Origin of the sequence: Ectopseudomonas guguanensis, assembly GCF_900104265.1 — a bacterium.
In the GTDB taxonomy this organism is placed as follows: domain Bacteria; phylum Pseudomonadota; class Gammaproteobacteria; order Pseudomonadales; family Pseudomonadaceae; genus Aquipseudomonas; species Aquipseudomonas guguanensis.
This window is the reverse complement of record NZ_FNJJ01000001.1, coordinates 382,978-407,014: the sequence shown is the minus strand read 5'-3', so window position 1 is coordinate 407,014 and position 24,037 is coordinate 382,978. Positions and strand designations below refer to the sequence as shown.

Here is a 24,037-nt window from a genome sequence, read left to right as displayed (position 1 = left end):
CGGTTTATTCACCGCCCCTGTTGCGCTGCTCCAGCTCATCACCCAGGCGCCCCAGCGTCGGCCGAATGCCGGCGCGGTGAGCGGCGCGGGCGATGGCGTGCGCAGCCAGCGGGGCGCTGGCCAGCAGAATCAGCAGGCCGAGAAAGGCTTCCAGGGCCAGTTCGCCGCTAGTGGCCAGGGCTACTGCACCCAGCAACAGCACCGCGCCGAGTACCCCGGCCTTGCTCGCCGCGTGCATGCGGCTGTAGCTGTCGGGCAGGCGCAGCACGCCAATCGCGCCGAGCAGGGAAATCAGCGCGCCACTGAGCACCAGCAGCGAGGCCAGCCAGGCTTGTATCTCGTTCATGGACGTTCCTCGCTTTTTTCCGGCATCTGGCTGTGGGCGTCGTCGAACAGGAAGGCAAAGGCCGCCGTGCCGAGAAACGACACCAGTGCCAGCAGTACGGCGACGTCGATGAACAGCGCCTCGCCGCGCATCAGACACAATAGCGCCATGGCGGCGACCGCCAGCAGGGTCAGGGCGTCGATGGCCACTGCGCGATCCGGTCGGCTCGGCCCGCGCAGCAGGCGATACAGGCTGATCAAACCGCTCAGCGCGAGCAGGACTGCAGCCAGTGGCAATACCCAGGCTGCTCCGGCCAGGTGCAGGGTCATGGCGTTACTCCTTCGGCTTTACTCGCATCGAGCCAGGCCAGCAGACGGCGCTCCAGTTCGATGAGAATGTCGGTCATGTCCTCGCGGCGGCGCGCATCGAGGGCGTGGATGTAGAGCAGGCCCTGCTCCGGATCGTAATCCAGGGCCAGGGTGCCAGGTGTCAGGGTCAGCAGGGTGCCGAGCAGGGTGACCTTGTCCACTTCGCGGCGGGTGACCGGGTAGGCCAGTATCGCCGGCTCTACGTCGACCCGACGCGCCAGCACCAGGGTGGCGACGTGATAGGTGGCGAGAAACACCTGGGCGATGAACCACAGACAGAAGCTGATGCCATGCTCCAGGCTGCGCGCGTAACGGCGCAGGCGCGCCACGGCCACGCCCAGCAGGCGTGCCAGCAGGTAGAGCAGGGCGAAGGCCAGCAGACCACCACCCAGATGGCCGGCGCCAACGCTCCAGGCCAGCACGGCGCTGGCCAGCAGATGGATGAGAAACGACATCAGGCACCTCCTGCGCCAGCGAAGGGTTGCAGATAGGCTTGCGGGTCGGCGAGCTGAGCGGCGGCCGCCACGGCGTAGTCGATCAGCGGGCCGGCGCCCAGGCCGATCAGTACGGTCATCAGCGCCAGGGCGCTCATGCCTATCCAGGCCGGGCGCATGCCGGTGACCACTTGCAGCGCCTCTTCACCCTGTGGGTGAGGTTTGAGGAAGGCCTCGTTCCAGATCTTGTTCATCGACAGCAGGGTGAACACGCCGGTCAGCAGCGCGATGCCCGCCGCCCACCAGGCTGCGGCATCCAGGCTGGCCTTGACCAGCAGGAACTTGGCCCAGAACCCGGACAGCGGCGGTATGCCGGCCAGCGACAGCGCCGGAATGGCGAACAGCAGCGCCAGCCAGGGCATGCGCTTGTACAGCCCACCCATGTCTGCCAGCCGCTCGGAGCCGCAGATGCGCGCCGCCAGCCCGCCGATGAAGAACAGGTTGGCCTTCACCACGATATGGTGGATCAGGTAGAACACCGCGCCGGCCAGCGCCAGCGGGGTAGCCAGGGCCAGGCCGAGGATCATGTAGCCGACCTGACTGACGATATGGAACGACAGGATACGGCGTACCTCGGTCTGCGCCGCTGCGCCGAGCACGCCCACCAGCATGGTGGCGCAGGCCACCCACAGCAGCAGTTGATGGGGCAGGCCGTATTCCGGCCAGAGCAGGGTTACCAGGCGGATCAGCGCGTACACGCCGACCTTGGTCAGGAGCCCGGCGAACATCGCCGACACCGCGGTGAGCGCTACGTGGTAGGTGGCTGGCAGCCAGCCGAATACCGGGAACAGCGCGGCCTTGATGGCGAACGACAGCAGCATCAGCAGCAGCGCCGGGGTGACGCCGGGCGGTGCTTCGCCGCTGCGCATGATCACTGCCAGTTCACCCATGTTCAGCGTGCCGCTGGCGCCGTAGACCAGGCCGGCGGCGAGCAGGAAGATCAGCGTGGCGAACAGGTTCAGCGCCACGTAGGTCATGCTGCCGGCCAGCCGGCGGCTGCCACCGCCGAGTGCCATTAGGGCGAAGGAGGCGATCAGCAGCACCTCGAACCAGACGTACAGGTTGAAGATGTCGGCGGTGATGAAGGCGCCGCAGATACCGGTCAGCAGGCCCTGGATGAACAGGTGGAAGTCGCGGCCGATCTTGCTGTCGTTGTCCTTGGCCACGCCATAGAGCAGGGTGACCAGTGCGACCACGGCGCTGATGGCGATCATCACCGCCGACAGCCGGTCGATCACCAGGCTGATGCCGAACGGTGCCTGCCAGCCGCCGACCTGGCCGGTCAGCACCACCCCCTGCGCCGCCTGCCAGACCAGCACCAGGCCGACTGCCGCCAACAGGGCGGCGCCGCTCAGGCTGAGCACGCGCACGGCCAGCAAATTACGGCGCAGGATGATCGCCAGCAGCAGGCTGCATAGGGGCACCAGAATCGGTGCAACCAGTAACGCGTGGTTCATCGGCGAACCTCCGCACCCTGGGCGTCGCTCTCATGTTCGCTGTCGTGCCAGTCCGGCGCCGGTTGCTCGGTAATCGAGCTGACCGAGTCGGTGGTCTTGTCGCCATGCAGTTCGCGGGTGCGCTTGAGCAGCGCCAGGGCGAAGATGAACAGACTGAAGCCGATGACGATCGCCGTCAGCACCAGCGCCTGCGGCAGCGGGTTGGCCGCATCGAGCGCATTGCCGGCCTCGACGAAGGCCGGACGCTCGCCGAAGAAGCGCCCGGCGGTGAGAACCCCCAGGTTGATTGCGTTACCCAGTACCACCACACCCAGCACCACGCGCTTGAGATTGCGGTCCAGAAGCATCCACAGGCCCAGACCCGCCAGGCCTCCGGTCGTGATTGCAGCGAGCCATTCCATTAGTGGCGAACTCCCGTGAGCTTGTCGATCATGTGCAGGGCAGAGCCGAACACGGTGAGGAAAACGCCGATATCGAAGAGCAAGGGCGTGCCCAGCGGCAGCCCGCCGGGGAAGGTCCAGAGACCGGTGAGAAAGGCACTGCCGGCGAGCAGGCCGAGAATGCCGGCACCTGCCGCGCAGCCCAGACCGATGCCGATCAGCTGTGCCGGTGGCAGCGGCAGCACGCGGCGAATCTGCCCGTGGCCGTAGGTCAGTACCAGCAGGATCAGACCGCAGGCCGCCACCAGACCGCCGATGAAACCGCCGCCCGGCAGGTTATGGCCGCGCCACAGCAGCAGCAGGGAGGCAGCCAGCATCAGCCAGGCCAGCGGGCGCAGACCCTGGCGCAGCAGTGGCGAGGTGAAGGCGTCTTCACCGCTGTGCTCGTTGCCGAAGCGCCGCCCGGTGCCGAGCAAACTGGCTGCGGCAAGCGCCGATAGCGCGACCACGAGTATTTCGCCGAGGGTATCGAAGGCGCGGAAGTCCACCAGAATCACGTTGACCACGTTATGCCCGTGACCGCCCGGCAGGCTGTTGGCCTGGTACCACTGGGCGATGTCGCCCGGCAGCGGCAGGCTCACCGCCAGCAGCAGGGCGCCGGTCACGCTGAGGCCGAAGAGGATCGCCACGCTGGCATGCAGACGGCGCTTCCAGGGCGCCCGGGCACCGCTGGGCGGCACCGTGGGCATCTTGCGAAACACCAGGGCGAGGAAGATCAGGCTGAGGGTTTCCACCATCAGCTGGGTCATCGCCACGTCCGGGGCATTGACCGAGACGAACACCAGCGCCAGACCCAGGCCACAGGCGCCGAGCGCTGCCAGCAAGGTCAGGCGGCCGGGCAGGAATGCCGCCGCCACGCCACCGGCCAGTGCCAGCAGGCAGCCGGCCAGGCCCAGCGGCGAGATCGGGCTGTAACTGCCCTGCAGCAGCTGCGGCAGGGCCGGCAACAGGCCGACCGCGAGCAGACCACCAACCGCCAGGGCCAACAGCACCAGATGCTGGCGCAGCGAGCCGTGCTGGAAGCGTGCGGCGAGCAGCCCGGCGAGGTGGAAGACGCGCTTGAGCAGACGATCCCAGAGCAGGTCGCCACTGACGTTCCAGGCCGCGTTGGCACGATCAAGTGTCTGCCGTACCCGGTCGCGCATCACGTAGAACAGCACACCCAGCGACACGGTCAGCAAGCTGGCTACAAGCGCTGGGGTGATTCCGCCCCACAGATACAGATGTACATCCACAGGACCGCGGGCCACGGCCTGTACCGCGTTGTTCACCAGCCAGGTTTCCGGCCAGGCATTCCAGGCGCCGAGCAGGAAGCCGCCGATGGCCAGCAGCATCGGCCCCAGCCACATCGGCAGACCGACCTCATGAGGCGCGCGTGGATAGTCGCCACGCTTGCCGAGGAAGGTCTGCAGGAACACCAGGCCGGCAGCGGCGAACAGCAGGGCATTGGTGAGGATCATCACCAGGGTTACTGCCCAGCCGATATGACCCATCTCGATCAGGCCGCTGTACTTGAACTCCTTGGCGATGAAGCCGAAGAACGGCGGCAGGCCGGCGTTGGAGAATGCCGCCAGGGCCACGGCTGCACCGGTCAGCGGCATGAAGCGGATCAGACCGCCGAGGCGCGCCAGTTCGCGGGTGCCGGTGGCGTGGTCGATGGCGCCGACCGCCATGAACAGTGCACCCTTATAAAGGGAGTGCGCCACCAGGTAGAGCACGAAGGCCTGCAGGCCGTAGCTGGTGTTGGTGCCGATCAGCATGGTCAGCTGGCCCAGCACGGTGACCGTGGTGTAGGCCAGCAGGCGCTTGAGGTCGGTCTGGCGGAAGGCGAGGAAGGCGCCGAGCACTGCGGTGGCGGCGCCGAAGGTGATCAGCAGCGTGCCCCAGCCGACGGAACCGCCCAGCACCGGATTTAGCCGCGCCAGCAGGTAGATGCCGGCCTTGACCATGGTCGCTGAGTGCAGATAGGCCGATACCGGTGTCGGTGCGTTCATCGCATTGGGTAGCCACAGGTGGAAGGGCACCTGCGCCGACTTGGTGAAGCAGCCCAGCAGCACCAGGGCGATGATCGCCGGCAGGAGCACGTGGCCTTCGATCTGCTCGGCGCTGAGGCTGGAGAACTGCCAGTTGCCGGTGGCGCCGCCGAGCAGGATCAGCCCTGCCAGCAGCGCCAGGCCGCCGCCGCCGGTGATCAGCAGGGCCTGCAGCGCTGCCCGGCGCGAGACGGCCTTTTCGTGCTGGAAGCTGATCAGCAGGAAGGAGGCGATACTGGTCAGCTCCCAGAATACGAACATCGCCACCAGATCGTCGGCCAGCACCAGGCCGAGCATCGCCAGCATGAACACCAGCAGGTAGGCATGGAAGCGGCCGAGGTGGACGTGGCTCGACAGGTAGCTGCCGGCGTACAGCACGATCAGGCTGCCGATGCCGCTGATCAGGAGGGCGAACAGCAGCGAGAGGCCGTCCAGACGCAGGCTCAGGTTGATACCCAGAGCCGGAATCCAGCTCATGCTCTGCACGACGGCATCGCCGCCGGCGATCAGCGGAATCTGTTGGACGAACCAGATGAAGGCCACCAGCGGCGCCAGCATCAACAGCCAGCCCGTGCGAGCGCCCAGCAGGCGCGTCAGGCCGGGCGCCATGACGGCGGCCAGGGCGATCAGGGACAGTAGGTAGAGCACTCGTTTCTCCTATGCCGAGCGTCGAATCCAGGGCCGCCTGACGATCACGCACCTGCCTGTGGCCGGCGTTTTCCGGTCTGAAACGGGTTTCAGGGCGTATCGGTCATATCAGGCCGCGCTTTTTTCAGAATAGGAAAAACCAATCGAAGATCGCTATTTTATGAAGTTTCAGAACATTGCATGATAGGCGGCTGCCATCATCGGCGACATTTGGCCAAGCAGCGAAACGGGAGAACAGCGTGCAGATTCAGGGCTATTTCGACTTGCGCTTCGAGGCGGTGAGAGACGCGTTCGCCGCACTGTTCGACGATGCGCAGGAGCGGGGCGCGGCCCTGTGCGTGAAGGTTGGCGGTGAAACCGTGATCGATCTGTGGGCCGGGGTCATGGACAAGGACGGCCAGCAGCCCTGGCACAGCGATACCATCGCCAATCTGTTCTCCTGCACAAAACCCTTCGCGGCGGTGGTGGCCTTGCAACTGGTAGGCGAGGGCAAGCTCGATCTGGACGCCCCGGTGGCACGTTACTGGCCCGAATTCGCCGCTGCCGGCAAGGAGCGCATCAGCGTGCGCCACCTGCTCTGCCATCAGGCAGGCTTGCCGGCGCTGCGTCAGCAGCTGCCCGCCGAGGCGCTGTACGACTGGCAGACCATGACCGATGCGCTGGCCGCTGAAGCGCCCTGGTGGCCACTGGGCGATGGCCATGGTTACGCCCCCATTACCTATGGCTGGCTGATCGGCGAGCTGATTCGCCGGGTCGAAGGCCGCGGCCCGGGCGACAGCATTGCTGCGCGCATCGCCAAACCCTTGGGGCTGGATTTTCATGTCGGCCTGGCCGACAGCGAATTCGACCGCGTCGCCCATATCGCCCGCGGCAAGGGCAATCTCGGCGATGCCGCTGCGCAGCGCCTGCTCAAGGTGATGATGAGCGACGCCAGCGCCATGAGCACGCGCTCGTTCACCAACCCGCCATCGATCATGACCAGTACCAACAAGCCGGAGTGGCGGCGCATGCAGCAACCGGCCGCCAACGGTCATGGCAACGCGCGCAGCCTGGCGGGCTTCTATGCCGGTCTGCTCGACGGCAGCCTGCTCGACGCCGAGCTGCTGGGCGAGATGACCCGTGAGCACAGCGTCGGAGACGACAAGACCCTGCTGACCCGCACCCGTTTCGGCCTCGGCTGCATGCTCGATCAGGCCGATGTGGCCAACGCCACCTACGGTATGGGGGCTAAAGCCTTCGGTCATCCCGGTGCCGGTGGTTCCAGCGGCTTCGCCGACCCGGAACGGGACCTGGCATTCGGCTTCGTGATCAACAATCTAGGACCGTTCGTCTTGATGGACCCGCGAGCGCAGAAACTTGCACGCCAGATTGCGGACTGTATCTGATTGAAACGGCTAAACTTCGCCAATCGTTCAGTACCAACCATAACGAATCGACCATTAGATCTGTTTGACCTCGGGGGCTACATGCGTGCCAACAAGATTTTTGCCTTTACCTGCTGCCTGCTGATCGCCGGCTGCGCCGGCCCGGAGAAGAAGGAAGTTGCCAAGCCGGCAGCGATGCCTGCACCGCAGGTGACCCGCGCCTGGCTCGACGAGTACGAGCCTAAGTTGCGTGAAGCGGTCAAGGGCAGCCAGTTCGAGTTCGAGCGCCGGGAAAATCTGCTGGTGGTGACAGCACCGGTGCAGGGCTCCTTCAACCCGGACCGCCCGCACATGCTCCTGCCCGCCAGCCTGGGCCCGATCACCCGCGTAGCCAAGCTGCTTGAAACCGACGAAGACATCGCCGTGGTAGTCCTCGGCCATGCCGACAGCAGCGGCGACGACACCAAGAACCGCGAACTCAGCCAGGAGCGCGCGCGTGCCGTGACCTCCATCTTCCGTCTCAGTGGCCTCAAGCAGAACCGCCTGCAGGTCATGGGCCTGGGCTCCGACATGCCGCGCGCCGCCAACGACAGCGCTGCCGGGCGTGCACTGAACCGCCGTGTGGAAATCCTCCTGACCTCGCGCGAAACCATGCAGGGCCTGATCGCCAAGTACAGCCAGCCGGCCCAGCCGGAACTCAAGGATGCGCCCAAGGTAGCTGCCGCAGATCAAGGAAAAGTCAGCAAGTCGGAGTAAGCTTGGCGGCATTTCCCTCTGTGAGGAACTGCCATGACCCAGACTTTGGCCGATATGCGCCGCGACTATACCCGCGACGGTCTGAGCGAAGCCCAGGCCCCGCTGGAACCCCTTGCCCTGTTTCGTCAGTGGTTCGATGACGCGGTCAAGACCGAGCAACTGCCGGTCGAGCCCAACGCCATGACCCTGGCCACCGTCGACGAACAGGGCCGCCCCCACTGCCGTGTGCTGCTGCTCAAGGGCCTCGACGAACGTGGCTTCACCTTCTTCAGCAACTACGACAGTGCCAAGGGTCGCCAACTGGCGGCCCGTCCCTTCGCCGCCATGACCTTCTTCTGGCCGAGCCTGGAGCGCCAGGTGCGTATCGAGGGGCGCGTCGAGCAGGTCACCCCGGCCGAATCCGACGCCTACTTCCAGGTGCGCCCCCTGGGCAGCCGCATCGGTGCCTGGGCCTCGCCGCAAAGCAGGGTTATCCGCGACCGTGCCGAGCTGGAGAACCTGCTGGCGGAAACCGAAAAACGCTTCCTCAATCAGGCACCGCATTGCCCGCCGCACTGGGGCGGCTATCGCCTGCTGCCCGAGCGCATCGAGTTCTGGCAGGGCAGGCCAAGCCGTCTGCATGACCGCCTCAACTATCGCCTGCAGGGCGAAGCCTGGATTCGTGAGCGGTTGGCGCCTTGACAGGTGGCCGCTTGAGTTCAGGCATCTGGCGAAAGCGTCTGCCCGATCACGACCACTGAGCACATCGGCAGCCAATAAGGCTGTGCGAAAAGGGCACATACGATACCCTTGCGCCACGAACCAACCAGGATGCTGCGAACCGAACGATGGGTTTTGAACAATTAGCCGAGCTACGTGACCGCCTGCGCGCCGAGAAACAGCAGGTACAGCAGGTAAAGACCGAGAGCGCCAAGCCGCAAAAGCGCAAGCAACCGCCCAAGGCCAAGGCGCGTGAGCAGGACCCGGCCGTCGAGGCGATCTGGCGCTTGCAGAAGCACTTCCCGCTGGCGTTTCCGGTCAACCCGGCGCCCAAGGTGCCGCTGAAAGAGGGCATTCTCAAGGACGCCGAGCAGCATCTGGCGTTGCTCGGCATCAGCCTCGATCAGCTGAAGCTGGGCATTGCCGCCTGGTGCCGGGGCGGGCGCTACTGGTCGGCCATGACCGAGAACGCGCCGCGCCTGGATCTGCAAGGCCAGCCCGTTGGTGTGGTGACGGCAGCGCAGGCCTCGCATGCTCGTCAACAGGCCAGGCGGCATCGCATGGAAGCCCGACGCAATCAGGCCAAGGCGAAGGCGCCAGCAGAGGACAAGCCTGTGGAGAGCGCTGCAGCCTCTGCTGCGGAGTAATTCCGTTTCGTCGGCGCGAGGCGCCGCTGACACGCCTACAATGACGGCCTCACTCGCGAGGCCGTTTTTCATGCTCGAACTCGACTCCACCCTGGCGCAGCATATCGTCGACCGCGCCATGGCCATCCTGCCGCATAACATCAACGTCATGGATGCGCAGGGCATGATCATCGGCAGCGGCGACCCCAGCCGCCTGCACACTCGCCACGAGGGCGCGCAGCTGGTGCTGGCCAATCGTCGTGTGGTGGAGATCGATGCGCAGGCGGCGGCCTGTCTGCGCGGGGTCAAGCCGGGGGTCAACCTGCCGCTGCTGCATGCCGAGCGCCTGATCGGCGTGCTCGGCATCACCGGCGATCCCGAGACCGTGCGGCCCTACGCCGAACTGGTGCGCATGGCTGCGGAAATGCTGGTCGAACACCGCGTGCTGCAGGCCGAGCGGCATTGGCAGCGGCATCAGCAGGAGGCCTGGCTGCGCCAGTTGCTCGACCCGCAGCTGCGCCTGTCCAGCTTCGAGAACGATGCCGAGCGTCTCGGGCTGCAACTGACCTGGCCGCGGCAGATGTGCCTGCTGCAACTCGATGCCGAGGGCGATCCGCTGCCGCGCCAGGCGCGCCTGCTGGCCTCTCTGGGCGGCAAGAGCGAGCACCTGGTCGCGCCGCTTGGGCGTCATGAGTTGCTCTGGTGCAGGCCGTATAGCGCTACACGCGATGATGCAGCCTGGCTGCAGCAGGCCGATGAGCGTGAGTGGGGCGTACGCTCGCTGGCGCTCAGCGATCCGCTGCATGACCTGGCCGAGCTGCGCCAGGCCAGCCTGGTGCTGCGTGACCTGCAGGCCTACGGCCAGGCGCGTTTCCCCGAGCGTCGCCTGTTGCGTCTGGACGAATTGCGTCTGCCGACGCTGCTCTATGCCCAGCGCCACAGCTGGCTGCTGCAGGGTTGGCTGGCCCCGCTGCGCCGGGTACTGGCGCAGGACTCGCAAGGCACGCTGCGGACGACGCTGGAAGCCTGGTGCGCGTACGACGGTCAGGTGCAGGCCTGTGCCCAGGCGCTGGGCATTCACCGCAACACCCTGCGCTATCGCCTGGAGCGCATCGCCGAGCTCAGTGGCCTGGATCTCAACCGGCTGGACCAACGCCTGCAGTTATCCCTCGGGCTGGGTTTGCTCGAGTCCGATATGCCGCTCGGCTGAGTGCGCTAACGCGAAAGCTGCCGCCTGACCTGGCGGATGGGGTTGTGCGCTTGCACAGTCGACGACGGCGCAGGTGCGTTCGTTCTGGTGCCGGCGCACAGGGCGAGGGCCGGGTAGGCTGGGCGACAATGGAAGCGCCTGTCGGCATTTCCATTTCGGGCCACGCGCCCGCCATAACAACAATGAGGAGACTGGTCATGGGCCTGGTCCTGATACTTGTGGCACTGATCGCGTTCATCGTGCTGTCCACCACCCGTTTGAAACTGCACCCCTTTCTGGCACTGCTGGCCGCTGCACTGATCGCCGGCTTCGCCTATCAGCTGCCCAGCGGCGAAATCATCAAGACCATGACCGCCGGCTTCGGCGGCATTCTCGGCTACATCGGTATTGTCATCGTGCTCGGCACCATCATCGGCGTCATCCTCGAGCGCAGCGGCGCCGCCATCACCATGGCCGAGACGGTGATTCGTCTGCTCGGCCAGCGCTTCCCGACGCTGACCCTGTCGATCATCGGCTATCTGGTGTCGATTCCGGTGTTCTGCGACTCCGGCTACGTCATTCTCAATTCGCTGAAGAATGCCCTGGCCGCACGCATGAAGGTCTCGGTCGTGGCCATGAGCGTGGCCCTGGCCACCGGCCTGTATGCCACTCACACCTTCGTGCCGCCAACCCCCGGCCCGATCGCCGCAGCCGGCAACCTGGGCCTGGAGACCTCCCTGGGCCTGGTGATTCTGGTCGGCCTGCTGGTCGCTGCGGTCACCGCGGTGGCCGGTATGCTGTGGGCCAATCGCTTCCTCAAGCAGAACGACCAGGCGCTGCTGGAAGAGGCACCGAGCGAGCTGCTCGCCGACAACGTCGATTTCGACGCGCTGCGTGCCCGCTACGGCAAGCTGCCCAGCGCCTGGCAGGCGTTCTCGCCGATCTTCGTGCCCATCGCGCTGATCTGCCTCGGCTCGGTCGCCGCCTTCCCCAGCAAGCCGTTCGGCGAAGGCGCGCTGTTCGATGTACTGAGCTTCCTCGGCCAGCCGGTTGCCGCGCTGCTGGTCGGCCTGGTGCTGGCCTGCGCGCTGCTCAGGGGCGAGGGCAAGCGTCAGCAGTTCCACGATCATGTCGCCCATGGCCTGAAGGAGGCGGCGCCGATCCTGCTGATCACCGGTGCCGGTGGCGCCTTCGGGGCCGTCCTCAAGGCCACGGCGCTGACCGGTTACCTGGGCGACACGCTGTCGGCACTGGGTATCGGTCTGTTCATGCCGTTCCTGGTGGCCGCTGCGCTGAAAAGTGCGCAGGGCTCGTCCACCGTCGCGCTGGTCACCACCTCGGCCATGGTCGCACCGCTGCTGGCCAACCTGGGCCTGGACAGCGAGATGGGCCGGGTGCTGACCGTGATGGCCATCGGCGCCGGCGCCATGACCGTATCCCACGCCAACGACAGCTTCTTCTGGGTGGTGACCCAGTTCAGCCGCATGAAGGTGGCCACCGCCTACCGCGCCCAGACCATGGCCACGCTGATTCAGGGCATGTCCGGCATGCTGGCCGTCTGGCTGCTCAGCCTGGTTCTGCTGTAATCCGCTTTATCGGCGGGCGATCGCTGGTCGCCCGCTCCTTTCGAGGTGCTTCATCATGAAAATCGTCATCGCTCCCGACTCCTTCAAGGAGAGCCTCAGCGCACCCGAGGTGGCCGCTGCCATCGCCCGTGGCTGGCAGCAGGTATTCCCCGAAGCCGAGTGTATGCTGCGGCCGATGGCCGACGGCGGTGAGGGCACGGTCGATGCGCTGCTGGCGGCCGTTGGCGGCGAACGCCGTGAGTGCGAGGTGCGCGGCCCCATGGGCACACCGGTCAGGGCTCACTGGGGCTGGCTGGGGCAGGGCACGGCGGTCATCGAGATGGCTGCGGCCAGCGGCTTGCACTGGGTGCCGCGCGAGCAGCGTGATGCCCGCCTGGCCAGCAGTTTCGGCTCTGGCGAGCTGATCCGCGAGGCGCTGGATGCCGGCGCCAGGCGCATCATTCTGGGCCTGGGCGGCAGTGCCACCAACGATGCCGGGGCCGGTCTGCTGCAGGCGCTGGGAGTGCGTTTTCTCGACGCCCAGGGGCAGGAGCTGGTACCTGGCGGGGCGGCCCTGGCGGGACTCGATCAGCTCGTGCTGAGCGACCTCGACGCGCGCCTGCTCGAGGTGCAGATCGAGGTCGCCGCCGACGTCGACAATCCCCTGTGCGGGCCGCGTGGCGCGTCTGCCGTGTTCGGTCCGCAGAAGGGCGCGACGCCTGAGCAGGTCGCCGAGCTGGACAAGGCGCTTGGCCGCTTCGCGCGCATCGCCGCCGCCACGCTGGGCGAGGATCATGCCGAGTTTCCCGGTGTCGGCGCCGCCGGCGGGCTTGGCTTCGCGGCGCGTGCCTTTCTCAAGGCGAGCTTCCGTCCCGGTATCGCGCTGGTGGCCGAGCTGTCCGGCCTCGCCGCGGCGGTGGAGAATGCCGATCTGGTGATCACCGGGGAAGGGCGCATGGATGCCCAGACCCTGCACGGCAAGACGCCGGTCGGTGTGGCGCGCGTGGCGCGTGCGGCCGGTGTGCCGGTTATCGCTCTGTCCGGTAGCCTGGGCGACAACTATCAGGCGTTGTACGAGGTGGGTATCGAGGCTGCGTTCAGCCTGGCGCCGGGGCCGCTGTCGCTGGAGCAGGCAATGGCCGGCGCAGCGGGTGAGCTGCAGGCGCGTGCAACGGATATCGCCCGGCTCTGGCGCCTGGCTAGCTCATGACCAGACGAACCTAGCTGAACTCGGTCTGTCTGAAACAACAATTGTTAAGACTCAGTCGTGACAGTTGTGCGCGCCCGACGTCTAATGGATCAAGACCCCCTTGGAGGAATTGCTATGCGTAAACCCACTCTGCTCATTACCTCGCTGGCTGCACTGCTGGTCCTTGGCGGCTGCCAGTCCAGCCTGACCGGCGACACCTACAGCCGCAGCGAGGCGCGGGCCGTGCAGACGGTACGCATGGGCACCATCGAGTCGCTGCGCCCGGTGAAGATCGAAGGCACCAAGACGCCGATCGGCGCGGGCGCCGGTGCGGTGGTTGGCGGCATCGGCGGCAGCAGCGTCGGCGGTGGCCGTGGCAGCGCGGTCATGGCCGTGGTCGGCGCGGTTGCCGGTGGCCTGCTCGGTGCGGCGGCCGAGGAAGGCCTGACGCGTACCCAGGGCGTGGAAATCACCGTACGCGAGGATGACGGCACCCTGCGCGCCTACGTTCAGGAAGTCGAGCCGAACCAGGTGTTCCGTGTCGGCGAGCGTGTGCGCATCATGACCGTCAACGGCACCAGCCGCGTCTCTCACTGATCCTTGCATGCGAGCCGGAGCAGCCAGGCTGTTCCGGCTTTTTTGTGTCCGGCTATAGTGCTGGGCGGTCGTCGGTAGCCTTGCATCGACATGCATGTAACCAAGTGTGTTTAATGATAATTCAATGCATGACGTTGCGTTGATAGTTATGGATAATCGGCCGTTATGCTTGTGCCGACAACGACTTAGCTGCTCCGTTGTGGTGCATGGATATCACCGTCAGGGAGTTGCGACTCCAATTCTCGTCGTTGGGTCAGCTGACCTGACGTGCCTGCATAAGGGGTTTTTCCGATGGCGCTTGCGCTGATTGTCGCCTTGCCATTTCTTGGATTGTTTCTGCCGGTGCTGGCCGACCGGCTTGGGCGCTCGGCCTGTGCCGCGGCGGCGGCCATAGCGCCCATCGTGGCGCTGGTGCTGCTGTTCAACCATCGATCGGCGGTGTTCGCCGGCGAGGTGCTGCGCATCAAGCTGGAGTGGCTGCCGCAGCTGGGCCTGAACCTCAGCCTGCGCCTCGACGGCCTGGGCTTCCTGTTCGCCCTGCTGATTCTCGGCATCGGCCTGCTGGTCATCCTCTACGCCCGCTATTACCTGGCCAAGACCGAGCCGATGGGGCGGTTCTTCGCCTTCCTGCTGCTGTTCATGGGCGCCATGCTCGGCGTGGTGCTGTCGGAAAACCTGCTGCTGATGCTGATGTTCTGGGAGCTGACCAGCCTGTCGTCGTTCCTGCTGATCGGCTTCTGGGGTTCGCGCTCCGATGCGCGCAAGGGCGCGCGCATGGCCCTGGCGATCACCGGCGGTGGCGGTCTGGCGCTGCTCGCCGGCATCCTGCTGATCGGCCACATCGCCGGCAGCTTCGAGCTGTCGCAGGTGCTGGCGGCCGGTTATGCGATCCGTGCGCACGAGCTGTACCCGGTGGCGCTGGTGCTGGTGCTGCTGGGGGTATTCACCAAGTCGGCGCAGTTCCCGTTCCATTTCTGGCTGCCACACGCCATGGCGGCGCCGACGCCGGTGTCGGCCTATCTGCACTCGGCGACCATGGTCAAGGCCGGGGTGTTCCTGCTGGCGCGTCTGTACCCGGCGCTGGCCGGTTCCGAATGGTGGTTCTACATGGTCAGCCTGACCGGCCTGGCCACCCTGCTGGTAGGCGCGGGCATGGCGCTGTTCCAGCATGACCTCAAGGGCCTGCTGGCTTATTCGACCATCAGCCACCTGGGCCTGATCACCCTGCTGTTCGGCCTGGATACGCGCCTGGCTGCGGTGGCGGCGGTGTTTCACATCATCAACCACGCCACCTTCAAGGCTTCGCTGTTCATGGCCGCGGGCATCATCGACCACGAAACCGGCAGCCGTGACATGCGGCGCATCAACGGCCTGTGGAAGTACATGCCGCATACGGCGGTGCTGGCGATGGTGGCCGCCTCGGCGATGGCCGGGGTACCGCTGCTCAATGGCTTTTTGAGCAAGGAAATGTTCTTCACCGAAACCCTGCACCAGCACCTGCTGGGCGGTTTCAACTGGGTGATTCCGGCTGCCGCGACCCTGGCCGGCGTATTCTCGGTGGCCTACTCGCTGCGTTTCATCCACGACGTGTTCTTCAACGGCGAGCCGATCGATCTGCCCAATTACCCGCCACACGAGCCTCCGCGTTACATGAAGGTGCCGGTGGAGGTGCTGGTGTTCCTCTGCCTGCTGGTGGGGGTGGTGCCGGCCTACACCGTCGCGCCGCTGCTGGCCACCGCGGCCGCCTCGACCCTGGGTGGCGAGCTGCCCGAGTACAGCCTGGCGATCTGGCACGGCTTCAACCTGCCGCTGATGATGAGCTTCATCGCCCTGTTCGGCGGCATCCTCGTCTACGCCTGCCGCAGGCCGCTGTTCCGCTGGTACGAAGGCTTGCCCAACCTGGACGCCAAGGAAGCCTTCGATCAGGTGGTGCGTTACATGACCCGCCTGTCCGTGCGCATCACCAAGCTGCTGGAAAGCGGCTCCCTGCAGCGCTACCTGGCCTGGATGCTCGGCAGTGCCCTGACCCTGATGGTGATTGCCCTGTCGCCGCTGGAGCAGCTCACCGGCAGCGTGGCCATGACGCCGGTCGACCCGTTGACCGTCGCCGGCATGCTGATTCTGATGGTCACCGCAGTGCTCACCGTGGTCTTCCATCGCCGTCGCCTGGTGGCGTTGATGATCCTCAGCGCCGCCGGCCTGATGGTGGCGCTGGCCTTCGCTCGCTTCTCCGCCCCCGACCTGGCGCTGACCCAGCTATCGGTCGAGGTGGTGACCATCATCCTGCTGATGCTCATCCTGTACTTCATGACCGACCGTACGCCGGCCGAGTCCAGCAGCCTGCGCGGCCTGCGTGATCTGACCCTGGCACTGGGCAGCGGCACCATGGTGGCGATGCTGGCCTACGCCGTGCTGACCCGACCCTACCAGAGCATCTCCTCGTTCTTCCTGGAGAACAGCGTCTCCGGCGGCGGCGGCACCAACGTGGTCAATGTGATCCTGGTGGACTTCCGCGGCTTCGACACCCTGGGCGAGATCACCGTGCTGGCGATTGCCGCCATCGGTATCTACGCGCTGCTGCACGGCCTGCGCCTGCCGCACCCGACCCATGACAAGAACGGTCGCCCCTGGTCGAGCGATGCCCATCCGATGATTCTCGACAACCTGGCGCGGGCCATTTTGCCGATGGCGCTGCTGATCTCGGCGTTCATCTTCCTGCGCGGTCACAACCTGCCGGGTGGCGGCTTCATCGCCGGCCTGATCACCTCCGTAGCGCTGATCCTGCAGTACATCTCCCACGGTGTGACCTGGACCCAGCAGCGCCTGAAGTTCAGCTATCACGCCACCGCCGGCTGGGGCGTGCTGATCGCCGGATTGACCGGCCTGGGCAGCTGGGCGTTCGGCTCGCCGTTCCTGACCTCGGCGTTCGGCCACTTCCATATTCCGCTGATCGGCGAAATCGAACTGGCCACCGCCATCCTCTTCGATCTCGGGGTGTTCCTGGCCGTTGTCGGCGCCACCCTGCTGATTCTTTCCAACATCGGCCATGTCAGTCAGGACGAGTCGTGCAAGGAGGTCATCTGATATGGAGGCTGTATTCGCAATCACCCTCGGGGTGCTGACCGCCAGTGGCGTCTACCTGCTGCTGCGGGCGCGCATCTTTCCGGTGGTGATGGGGCTGACCCTGATCTCCTACGCGGTCAACCTGTTCATCTTCGCCATGGGCCGCCTTGGCACCGGGGTGCCGGCGGTAATCGGCAAGAGCGCCGAATACGGCGATCCGCTGCCGCAGGCGCTGGTACTCACCGCCATCGTCATCGGCTTCGCCATGACCGCCTTCGTCGTGGTGCTGGCCCTGCGCGGCCTGGGTGAGCTGAAAACCGATCACGTCGATGGCGAGGAGCCGCGCGCATGAGTCACGCCATCATCCTCCCCATTCTTGTGCCGCTGTTCTTCGGCGCGCTGCTGCTGATCGGCCACACCTGGTCGCGTCAGGTCAGACGGGGTATTTCCCTGGTGGGCTGCCTGGCGCTGCTGCCGGTGTGCCTGTACCTGGTCGGGTTGGCCGGGGCAGGGCAGTTGCAGGTCTACGCGCTGGGCAATTGGGCGGCGCCCTTCGGCATCATGCTGCTGCTCGACCGCTTCAACGCCGCACTGTTGCTGGTCACTGCGCTGCTTGCCAGCCTGGCGCTGATCTACGCCTGCCGTGGCGAGGACGAGCAGGGGCCGAACTTCCATGCGCTGTTCCAGTTTCAGTTGCTGGGCATCAACGGTGCCTTCCTCACCGCGGACCTGTTCAACCTGTTCGTGTTCTTCGAGGTGCTGCTGATCTCCTCCTACGCGCTGTTGCTGCACGGCAACCGTGCCAATCAGGTTAAGGCCGGTGTGCATTACGTGGTGCTCAACCTGCTGGGGTCGTCGTTCTTCCTGATCGGTGTCAGCCTGCTGTACGGCCTGACCGGCACCCTGAACATGCCCGATCTGGCTGCGCGCGTGGCCAGTGCCGATGTCGCCGATGCGCCGTTGATCAAGGCCGCCGCCTACCTGCTGCTGATCGTCTTCGGTCTCAAGGCCGCGGTATTGCCGCTGTGCTTCTGGCTGCCGCGCGCCTACGCGGCGGCGCCCGCTTCGGTGGCCGCCTTGTTCGCCATCATGACCAAGGTCGGCTTCTACGCCATTGTCCGCGTGTTCACCCTGGTGTTCGGCGAGCAGGCCGGGCCGCTGGCCAATCTCGGTCATGAGCTGCTCTGGTGGCTGGCATTGCCGACCATCGCCTTCGGCGTGATCGGCGCCCTGGGAGCCCGCCAGTTGCAGGCGCTGCTGGCTTATCTGGTGGTGTTCTCGGTGGGCACCCTGCTGGCCGGCTTCGCCATCGGCAATGCCGCGGCGCTGAGCGCCGCGCTCTACTACACGCTGCACAGCACGCTGATCAGCGGCGCGTTGTTCCTGCTGGCCGGCCTGGTGGTCGCCCAGCGTGACAGCGCCGGTGGCGACCTGCAGCAGGAGCGCGTGCTGCGCCAGCCGCTGCTGCTGGGCTGCCTGTTCTTCTTCGCCTCGATTTCCGTGGCCGGGTTGCCGCCGTTCTCCGGCTTCCTCGGCAAGATGATGCTGCTGCGTGCGGCCGAGCCGGGCTGGCAGGCCTGGAGCCTGTGGCCGGTGCTGCTGATCGGCGGTCTGCTGACGCTGGTGGCGCTGAGCCGCGCCGGTACCAGCCTGTTCTGGCTGGGCCATGGCGCGGACGCGGCGCCGTCGAAAGCCGAGCCGGCTGATCGCATCAGCCTGCTGGCGGCGCTTGGCCTGTTGCTGGCCAGCCCGCTGCTGCTGATCGCTGCCAAACCGATCCTGGCTTATCTGGAGGCTGCTGCGGCGCAATTGCTTGATCTGCAGCCTTACCTGTCGATCATCGCCGGAGGTGCGGCATGAGGCGTTTCTTCCCCCATCCGCGCATGATGCTGGTGCTGACGGTGCTCTGGCTGTTGCTGGTCAACACCTTCAACCTGGGGCATTTGCTGCTCGGTGCCTTGCTTGCCTGGGCCATCGTCTATCTGTGCCGCGACTTCCTGCTGCACGTGCCGAAGGTGCGCAAGCCGCTGGGTCTGCTGCTGTTCATCGGCAAGGTGTTCTACGACATCGTGGTGGCCAACCTGCAGGTGGTGAAGCTGGTACTGGGGCCGAAGTCGCGTCTGAAACCGGCGTTCGTCGAGGTGCCGGTGGCGATCGAGGATGAGTTCGTCCTGTCGACGCTGGCCTGCATCATCTCGCTGACCCCAGGCACGGTCTCTGCCAGCCTCAGCTCCGATCACAAGATACTGCTGGTGCACGGGCTCGACGTGCCGGATCGCGAGGAACTGATCGCCGCGGTCAAGAGCCGTTACGAAACGCCGCTGCTGGAGATTTTCGAATGCTCGAGAACGTAGTCTTTCTGTGCATGGGCATCCTCACGCTGGCCATGCTGCTCAACGTCGCGCGTCTGGTCGAAGGGCCGAACGTGGTGGATCGCGTATTGGCCCTGGATACCCTCTACATCAACGCGCTGGCGCTGATCGTGCTGTTCGGCATCTGGCTGGCCTCGGATCTGTTCTTCGAAGCTGCACTGCTGATCGCGGTGATGGGCTTCGTCGGTACGGTTGCGGTGGGCAAGCACCTGCTGCACGGCGACATCATCGATTAAGGGGGAATGACCATGCCGTTCTGGCTGGAACTGTTGATTTGTGCCTGCCTGATCCTGGGCAGCCTGTTCGCCCTGGTCGGTGCCATCGGTCTGTATCGCCTGCCGGACTTCTTCACGCGCCTGCACGGGCCGACCAAGGCCACCACGCTAGGGGTTGGCGGCACGCTGATCGCCTCGATGCTGTTCTTCGCCCATCACACCGGCAGCCTCAGCCTGCATGAGGTGCTGATCACCCTGTTCCTGTTCCTCACCGCGCCGGTCAGTGCGCATATCCTGTCCAAGGCGGCCATGCAGCAGAAGGTCGAGCTGTTCGAGCAGACCCGTGGCCAGCCGTGGGAGGATGACCACTGAGCCACTGTCAGGCGTTTCTCGCGCCTGGCTGTAGCTGTCGCCACATGTTCACCCACCCTAGACTCGATCCTTGAATCAAACGAGTTGCTGCGCCAAGGGAGTCGAGAGCATGAGCGAGTTGATCATTCGTCAGGCCTGTGCAGAGGATATCGATGCGCTCTGTGCGCTGATTCTCGAGCATGGGCCCAACCCCTGGAATCATCTGCCCGAAGACGAGGTTCGCCAGCACCTGCAGGGTATTGCAACGAGCGCGACGTTGGCCGTGTTGGCCGAGGAACAGGGGCAGCTGCAGGGTTTCGTCAGTTTTCGCCTGACCCTGGATTTCGCCGCTCATCAACCCGCCGCACGTGCCGGGCAACTGCACGGCTATATCTGCGAGGCGGTGGTGCATCGCGATTGCGTCGGCCGGGGATTGGGGGCGCGTCTGCTGCGCGAGGCCGTCAACGAGCTGTGGCGGCTGGGCGTAAGCGATATCTATATCGACCGTCACGAAGAGAATGCCGCATCGGCAGGGATGATGCGCAAGGCCGGTTTCAGCGAGCTGCTGACCTATGCCGATCCCACGCGACGGCCCAACGGCTCGCGGCGCTCGACGCTGTGCTGCCAGCGTCGCGAGGACCTTTAATGCTCTGCGGCCTGGTGCTATGACGACTGACGGATTTCCGTAGGGTGGGTTAGGCGCCTGTCACCTATCCCGATGAGCCTAAAAAATTCGTTGCGCCGTAACCCACCATTGGCGCGGCGCAGGGCAATCGCCTGGTGGGTTACGCGGCGCACCACGATGGCGGTGATCAGACATTCGCAGGCTTGGCGCCGCTAACCCACCCTACGGGGCACGTAATCCGAAAAGGGGTTAGCGATTCAACCCGAGCATATCCTTGGCCACCGCCTCGGCCACGCGAATGCCGTCGACCCCGGCCGAGAGGATGCCTCCGGCGTAGCCGGCGCCTTCGCCGGCCGGGTACAGGCCCTTGAGGTTCAGGCTCTGCAGATCGTCGCCACGGGTGATGCGTACCGGCGAGGAGGTGCGTGTCTCGATGCCGGTGAGCACCGCATCGTCCAGGTCGAAGCCCTTGATCTGCTTGCCGAAGGCCGGCAGCGCCTCGCGGATGGCTTCGATGGCGAAGTCCGGCAGCGACGGCGCCAGATCGCCCAGTTTCACCCCCGGCTTGTAGGAGGGCTGTACCTCGCCCAGGGCGGTGGACGGCTTGCCTTTGATGAAGTCGCCCACCAGTTGCCCGGGCGCCTCGTAGTTGCGCCCGCCGAGTACGTAAGCGTGGGATTCCAGGCGCTCCTGAAGCTCGACGCCGGCCAGCGGGCCGCCCGGGTAGTCCTGCTCGGGGGTGATGCCGACGACGATGCCGGCGTTGGCGTTGCGCTCGTTGCGCGAATACTGGCTCATGCCGTTGGTCACTACGCGTTCCGGTTCGGAGGTGGCGGCCACCACGGTGCCACCCGGACACATGCAGAAGCTGTATACCGAACGGCCGTTGCTGGCGTGGTGCACCAGCTTGTAGTCGGCGGCGCCGAGCTTCGGATGGCCGGCGTACTTGCCCAGGCGCGCGCGGTCGATCAGTGACTGCGGATGCTCGATGCGGAAACCCACCGAGAAGGGCTTGGCTTCCAAGTACACGCCTCGGGCGTGGAGCATGCGGAAGGTGTCGCGCGAACTGTGGCCGAGGGCAAGGATCACGTGGCGACTGTTGAGCTGCTCGCCGCTTTCCAGCACCACGCCGGTGAGCTGGCCATCTTCTATGAGCAGGTCGCTGACGCGCTGCTGGAAGCGTACTTCGCCACCGAGGGCCTTGATCTCCTCGCGCATGGTGGCGACCACGCCGGTCAGGCGGAAGGTGCCGATATGCGGCTTGCTGACGTAGAGAATCTCGTCCGGCGCGCCGGCCTTGACGAACTCTTCCAGCACCTTGCGCCCGTAGTGGTTGGGGTCCTTGATCTGGCTGTACAGCTTGCCGTCGGAGAAGGTGCCGGCGCCGCCTTCGCCGAACTGCACGTTGGAGGTCGGGTCGAGCACGTTCTTGCGCCACAGCCCCCAGGTGTCCTTGGTGCGCTGGCGCACCTCCTTGCCGCGCTCCAGCACGATGGGGCGCAGGCCGGCCTGGGCCAGGATCAGCGCGGCGAAGATGCCGCAGGGACCAAAACCGACCACGATGGGACGCTCGTCCAGCGGCGCCTCGGCCTTGCCCACCGGCTTGTAGGTGATATCCGGTGCCGGGCCGACGTGCTTGTCGCCGCTCAGGCGCGCCAGCAGCGCCGCTTCGTCCTTCACTTGGCAGTCGATGGTGTAGATGAACGGCATGTCGCCGTACTTCTTGCGCGCGTCGTAGCTGCGCTTGAACACGCTGAAAGCCTGCAGATCGGCATCGGCGATACCCAGGCGCTGGACGATGGCCGGGCGCAGGGCCTCGTCGGCATGGTCGAGGGGCAGTTTCAGTTCGGTCAGGCGAAGCATGGCGGTGTCCTGGTTGGCCGGTGGTGATCCGGCAAGGTGGAAAAGGGCGGCGATTGTACAGGATCGACGCCCCCGGTTGGCCGTGCGTGTTGGCTCGCGCGGCCTCAGTTGCGCATGGCGCCGAAATGCGCGCAGCCGCGCAGTACCTGGCCATCGAGGCGCAGTTCGGCGCTGAGGTGGTTGAGCGCGCCGCTCATGGCGTCGACGCAGCGTTGCGGGGCGACCCACAGATCGAGGCGCTGGCCATTGGCCTCGCTGCTGAAGTTGAGACGACCGTCCGGCAGTTGCTCCTCGAGGTAGGGCAGCGCCAGCGGCTCGTGATCGGGGCGGTTGAGCACCAGGCCCTTGCTGCCGATTTCCACTTGCCAGAACGGCTCGTTGCCACTGGCGCGCAAGGCCAGGCGCTTGAAGTTGAGATCGTCGCAGCCATGCCCTTCGCCCTGCAGGCGATAGATCTGGCTGACCTCGAAGCGACCGTCGTTGCCCTTGCCCTGGCTGCCGCCCAGACGACCGGCCAGATCGGCGAACAGACTGGTCCGGCCATCGTTGCCCAGTCGCATGACTTCGCGCTCGGTGGCACTGCCGTCGCCATCTGCCAGCACGAAGCGGCGCTGCTCCTGGCAGGGGGTGAAGACCAGCTGGCCATTCTCGACCTGTACCTGACCCTGCAGGCGGGTGGCCGGAGGTGGGCCTTCCGGCTTGCCGGTGTAGACCTGGCAGGCGGCCAGAAGCGGGAGGAGGGCGACGCTGGTGAGCAGGGAACGGGTGATGGACATGGGTCTCTCCAAATGCGAGCGGCCACCATAGCCACAGCGCGACCGTGGCTCAAGCCGTTTGCTTTGACTGAGCCCTGCGAGTGCGGCCTAATTCGCCGGTCCCGATCCGTGCGAGCCTTTGCAATGCCCAGCCCCGCCATGCGCCCCAGCACCCTTCACCTGCCGCAGGGCGACTGGGCGACGGTGCTCGATTGCCTGTGCGATCGCTTTCCTGCCATCGATCGCGCCACCTGGCAAGAGCGTATGGCCCGTGGTCGCGTGCTGGACGCCAGTGGGACTGCGCTGGGCCCTGAACACCCCTATCGAGTCGGGCTCAAGGTTCGCTATTTCCGTGAGGTGCCGAACGAAACGCCGATTCCCGTCGTCGAGCAGGTGCTGTGGCAGGACGAGCATCTGCTGGTGGCGGACAAGCCGCATTTCCTGCCGGTGATGCCGGCCGGCGAGTACGTCGAGCAGACCTTGCTGGCGCGGCTGATCCGGCGCACCGGCAACCCCGACCTGGTGCCGATTCATCGCATCGACAGGCTCACCGCCGGCCTGGTGTTGTTCTCGGTCAACCCGGCCAGCCGCGGTCTTTACCAGGCGCTGTTTCGCCAGCGTGCGGTGGAAAAGCGCTACGAGGCCATAGCCCCGGCGCTGCCGCAACTGCAGTTTCCCCATGTGCATCGCTCGCGCATGGTCGAAGGCGAGCCGTTCTTTCGCATGCAGGAGGTGGCGGGCGAGGCCAACAGCGAGACGCGTATCGAGGTGCTGGAGCGTCGTAGCGAGCTGTGGCGCTATGGGCTTTCGCCGGTAACGGGGCGCAAGCATCAGCTGCGCGTGCATCTGGCCGGGCTCGGCGCGCCCATCGTCGGCGACGACTTCTATCCGCAGTTGCTGGAGTCACGCAACCAGCCGGACGATTACGCCAAGCCGCTCAAGCTGCTGGCGCGCGGCCTGCGCTTCGTCGATCCGGTGAGTGGTCAGATACGCGAGTTCGAAAGCCAATTGCAGTTGCAGTGGTAGCGCTGGTGCGCATGGCG

Annotated in this window: 24 protein-coding genes; 16 read left to right on the top strand and 8 right to left on the bottom strand. The window is 65.8% G+C overall.

What is annotated here, in order from left to right:
- Positions 1-4 precede the first annotated feature (4 nt).
- Genes mnhG through mbhE form a run of 6 tightly spaced genes read right to left on the bottom strand, consistent with a single transcriptional unit; the run spans position 5 to position 5,765 of the window.
- A complete protein-coding gene (gene mnhG / locus BLS61_RS01960; protein WP_024307398.1) occupies positions 5-346 on the bottom strand; it encodes a monovalent cation/H(+) antiporter subunit G in 342 nt (113 codons plus the stop codon).
- Positions 343-654, bottom strand: coding sequence for a monovalent cation/H+ antiporter complex subunit F (locus tag BLS61_RS01955; RefSeq protein WP_090426621.1), 312 nt, complete (start codon positions 652-654; stop codon positions 343-345). Before BLS61_RS01955 ends, mnhG begins: the two co-directional genes overlap by 4 nt.
- The gene (locus BLS61_RS01950) at positions 651-1,148 is read right to left on the bottom strand and encodes a Na+/H+ antiporter subunit E (RefSeq protein ID WP_024307400.1); all 498 of its coding nucleotides are present in this window, start codon (positions 1,146-1,148) and stop codon (positions 651-653) included. Before BLS61_RS01950 ends, BLS61_RS01955 begins: the two co-directional genes overlap by 4 nt.
- On the bottom strand, positions 1,148-2,644 hold the full coding sequence (locus BLS61_RS01945) for a proton-conducting transporter transmembrane domain-containing protein (RefSeq protein ID WP_090426617.1): 1,497 nt from the start codon (positions 2,642-2,644) through the stop codon (positions 1,148-1,150). The genes BLS61_RS01950 and BLS61_RS01945 overlap by 1 nt, the downstream gene beginning before the upstream one ends.
- Positions 2,641-3,045, bottom strand: coding sequence for a sodium:proton antiporter (locus BLS61_RS01940; protein WP_090426614.1), 405 nt, complete (start codon positions 3,043-3,045; stop codon positions 2,641-2,643). The genes BLS61_RS01945 and BLS61_RS01940 overlap by 4 nt, the downstream gene beginning before the upstream one ends.
- A complete protein-coding gene (gene mbhE, locus BLS61_RS01935) occupies positions 3,045-5,765 on the bottom strand; it encodes a hydrogen gas-evolving membrane-bound hydrogenase subunit E (RefSeq protein ID WP_090426611.1) in 2,721 nt (906 codons plus the stop codon). Before mbhE ends, BLS61_RS01940 begins: the two co-directional genes overlap by 1 nt.
- A gap of 239 nt (positions 5,766-6,004) precedes the next feature.
- Between mbhE and BLS61_RS01930 the strand changes: the two genes are divergently transcribed.
- The 15 genes from BLS61_RS01930 (at position 6,005) to BLS61_RS01860 (ending at position 20,397) form a co-directional block, all read left to right on the top strand.
- Positions 6,005-7,150, top strand: coding sequence for a serine hydrolase domain-containing protein (locus BLS61_RS01930; protein WP_090426608.1), 1,146 nt, complete (start codon positions 6,005-6,007; stop codon positions 7,148-7,150).
- An 81-nt stretch (positions 7,151-7,231) separates the two neighbouring features.
- Positions 7,232-7,885 (top strand): OmpA family protein, encoded by a 654-nt coding sequence (locus tag BLS61_RS01925; protein ID WP_090426605.1) that lies wholly within the window; start codon positions 7,232-7,234, stop codon positions 7,883-7,885.
- 33 nt (positions 7,886-7,918) lie between these two features.
- Complete coding sequence (gene pdxH / locus BLS61_RS01920) at positions 7,919-8,566, top strand: pyridoxamine 5'-phosphate oxidase (protein ID WP_090426602.1); 648 nt, start codon at positions 7,919-7,921, stop codon at positions 8,564-8,566.
- 146 nt (positions 8,567-8,712) lie between these two features.
- Complete coding sequence (locus BLS61_RS01915; protein WP_090426598.1) at positions 8,713-9,231, top strand: ProQ/FinO family protein; 519 nt, start codon at positions 8,713-8,715, stop codon at positions 9,229-9,231.
- A 70-nt stretch (positions 9,232-9,301) separates the two neighbouring features.
- On the top strand, positions 9,302-10,420 hold the full coding sequence (locus BLS61_RS01910) for a sugar diacid recognition domain-containing protein (protein ID WP_090426594.1): 1,119 nt from the start codon (positions 9,302-9,304) through the stop codon (positions 10,418-10,420).
- Positions 10,421-10,617: 197 nt separating this feature from the next.
- Positions 10,618-11,985 carry a GntP family permease gene (locus tag BLS61_RS01905; protein ID WP_090426591.1) on the top strand — a complete coding sequence of 456 codons (1,368 nt, stop codon included), beginning with the start codon at positions 10,618-10,620 and terminating at the stop codon, positions 11,983-11,985.
- A gap of 55 nt (positions 11,986-12,040) precedes the next feature.
- Positions 12,041-13,174 (top strand): glycerate kinase, encoded by a 1,134-nt coding sequence (locus BLS61_RS01900; RefSeq protein WP_090426588.1) that lies wholly within the window; start codon positions 12,041-12,043, stop codon positions 13,172-13,174.
- Between the two features lie 114 nt (positions 13,175-13,288).
- Positions 13,289-13,750 carry an outer membrane lipoprotein gene (locus BLS61_RS01895; protein ID WP_090426585.1) on the top strand — a complete coding sequence of 154 codons (462 nt, stop codon included), beginning with the start codon at positions 13,289-13,291 and terminating at the stop codon, positions 13,748-13,750.
- A gap of 291 nt (positions 13,751-14,041) precedes the next feature.
- Positions 14,042-16,834: a monovalent cation/H+ antiporter subunit A gene (locus tag BLS61_RS01890; protein WP_090426582.1), complete on the top strand. Its 2,793-nt coding sequence runs from the start codon at positions 14,042-14,044 to the stop codon at positions 16,832-16,834.
- Between the two features lies 1 nt (position 16,835).
- A complete protein-coding gene (locus BLS61_RS01885) occupies positions 16,836-17,165 on the top strand; it encodes a Na+/H+ antiporter subunit C (RefSeq protein WP_024307413.1) in 330 nt (109 codons plus the stop codon).
- Positions 17,162-18,673 carry a monovalent cation/H+ antiporter subunit D gene (locus tag BLS61_RS01880; protein ID WP_090426579.1) on the top strand — a complete coding sequence of 504 codons (1,512 nt, stop codon included), beginning with the start codon at positions 17,162-17,164 and terminating at the stop codon, positions 18,671-18,673. The genes BLS61_RS01885 and BLS61_RS01880 overlap by 4 nt, the downstream gene beginning before the upstream one ends.
- Positions 18,670-19,167, top strand: coding sequence for a Na+/H+ antiporter subunit E (locus tag BLS61_RS01875; RefSeq protein WP_090426576.1), 498 nt, complete (start codon positions 18,670-18,672; stop codon positions 19,165-19,167). The genes BLS61_RS01880 and BLS61_RS01875 overlap by 4 nt, the downstream gene beginning before the upstream one ends.
- Positions 19,152-19,421 carry a K+/H+ antiporter subunit F gene (locus tag BLS61_RS01870; RefSeq protein ID WP_004423843.1) on the top strand — a complete coding sequence of 90 codons (270 nt, stop codon included), beginning with the start codon at positions 19,152-19,154 and terminating at the stop codon, positions 19,419-19,421. Before BLS61_RS01875 ends, BLS61_RS01870 begins: the two co-directional genes overlap by 16 nt.
- Before the next feature lie 12 nt (positions 19,422-19,433).
- Positions 19,434-19,772 carry a Na+/H+ antiporter subunit G gene (locus tag BLS61_RS01865; protein WP_024307416.1) on the top strand — a complete coding sequence of 113 codons (339 nt, stop codon included), beginning with the start codon at positions 19,434-19,436 and terminating at the stop codon, positions 19,770-19,772.
- Between the two features lie 109 nt (positions 19,773-19,881).
- On the top strand, positions 19,882-20,397 hold the full coding sequence (locus tag BLS61_RS01860; RefSeq protein ID WP_090426573.1) for a GNAT family N-acetyltransferase: 516 nt from the start codon (positions 19,882-19,884) through the stop codon (positions 20,395-20,397).
- A gap of 228 nt (positions 20,398-20,625) precedes the next feature.
- On the opposite strand, the gene BLS61_RS01855 is transcribed toward BLS61_RS01860, so the two are convergent.
- Positions 20,626-22,239 (bottom strand): NAD(P)/FAD-dependent oxidoreductase, encoded by a 1,614-nt coding sequence (locus BLS61_RS01855; RefSeq protein WP_090426570.1) that lies wholly within the window; start codon positions 22,237-22,239, stop codon positions 20,626-20,628.
- 104 nt (positions 22,240-22,343) lie between these two features.
- Positions 22,344-23,015, bottom strand: coding sequence for a COG3650 family protein (locus tag BLS61_RS01850; protein WP_090426567.1), 672 nt, complete (start codon positions 23,013-23,015; stop codon positions 22,344-22,346).
- 123 nt (positions 23,016-23,138) lie between these two features.
- On the opposite strand from BLS61_RS01850, the gene BLS61_RS01845 reads away from it, so the two are divergent.
- Entirely contained in the window at positions 23,139-24,020 is an 882-nt protein-coding gene (locus tag BLS61_RS01845) for an RluA family pseudouridine synthase (RefSeq protein WP_090426562.1), read from the top strand.
- Positions 24,021-24,037: the final 17 nt, after the last annotated feature.

Bases quoted from the DNA above. Each gene is read 5' to 3' on its own strand.
- BLS61_RS01945 (WP_090426617.1), bottom strand. From the start codon at position 2,644: ATGAACCACGCGTTACTGGTTGCACCGATTCTGGTGCCCCTATGCAGC.
- pdxH (WP_090426602.1), top strand. From the start codon at position 7,919: ATGACCCAGACTTTGGCCGATATGCGCCGCGACTATACCCGCGACGGT.
- BLS61_RS01870 (WP_004423843.1), top strand. From the start codon at position 19,152: ATGCTCGAGAACGTAGTCTTTCTGTGCATGGGCATCCTCACGCTGGCC.
- BLS61_RS01900 (WP_090426588.1), top strand. From the start codon at position 12,041: ATGAAAATCGTCATCGCTCCCGACTCCTTCAAGGAGAGCCTCAGCGCA.
- BLS61_RS01915 (WP_090426598.1), top strand. From the start codon at position 8,713: ATGGGTTTTGAACAATTAGCCGAGCTACGTGACCGCCTGCGCGCCGAG.
- BLS61_RS01925 (WP_090426605.1), top strand. From the start codon at position 7,232: ATGCGTGCCAACAAGATTTTTGCCTTTACCTGCTGCCTGCTGATCGCC.
- BLS61_RS01880 (WP_090426579.1), top strand. From the start codon at position 17,162: ATGAGTCACGCCATCATCCTCCCCATTCTTGTGCCGCTGTTCTTCGGC.
- BLS61_RS01885 (WP_024307413.1), top strand. From the start codon at position 16,836: ATGGAGGCTGTATTCGCAATCACCCTCGGGGTGCTGACCGCCAGTGGC.
- BLS61_RS01845 (WP_090426562.1), top strand. From the start codon at position 23,139: ATGCCCAGCCCCGCCATGCGCCCCAGCACCCTTCACCTGCCGCAGGGC.
- BLS61_RS01950 (WP_024307400.1), bottom strand. From the start codon at position 1,148: ATGTCGTTTCTCATCCATCTGCTGGCCAGCGCCGTGCTGGCCTGGAGC.
- BLS61_RS01850 (WP_090426567.1), bottom strand. From the start codon at position 23,015: ATGTCCATCACCCGTTCCCTGCTCACCAGCGTCGCCCTCCTCCCGCTT.
- BLS61_RS01895 (WP_090426585.1), top strand. From the start codon at position 13,289: ATGCGTAAACCCACTCTGCTCATTACCTCGCTGGCTGCACTGCTGGTC.
- BLS61_RS01905 (WP_090426591.1), top strand. From the start codon at position 10,618: ATGGGCCTGGTCCTGATACTTGTGGCACTGATCGCGTTCATCGTGCTG.
- mnhG (WP_024307398.1), bottom strand. From the start codon at position 346: ATGAACGAGATACAAGCCTGGCTGGCCTCGCTGCTGGTGCTCAGTGGC.
- BLS61_RS01865 (WP_024307416.1), top strand. From the start codon at position 19,434: ATGCCGTTCTGGCTGGAACTGTTGATTTGTGCCTGCCTGATCCTGGGC.
- BLS61_RS01940 (WP_090426614.1), bottom strand. From the start codon at position 3,045: ATGGAATGGCTCGCTGCAATCACGACCGGAGGCCTGGCGGGTCTGGGC.
- BLS61_RS01955 (WP_090426621.1), bottom strand. From the start codon at position 654: ATGACCCTGCACCTGGCCGGAGCAGCCTGGGTATTGCCACTGGCTGCA.
- BLS61_RS01875 (WP_090426576.1), top strand. From the start codon at position 18,670: ATGAGGCGTTTCTTCCCCCATCCGCGCATGATGCTGGTGCTGACGGTG.
- BLS61_RS01910 (WP_090426594.1), top strand. From the start codon at position 9,302: ATGCTCGAACTCGACTCCACCCTGGCGCAGCATATCGTCGACCGCGCC.
- BLS61_RS01890 (WP_090426582.1), top strand. From the start codon at position 14,042: ATGGCGCTTGCGCTGATTGTCGCCTTGCCATTTCTTGGATTGTTTCTG.
- BLS61_RS01860 (WP_090426573.1), top strand. From the start codon at position 19,882: ATGAGCGAGTTGATCATTCGTCAGGCCTGTGCAGAGGATATCGATGCG.
- BLS61_RS01855 (WP_090426570.1), bottom strand. From the start codon at position 22,239: ATGCTTCGCCTGACCGAACTGAAACTGCCCCTCGACCATGCCGACGAG.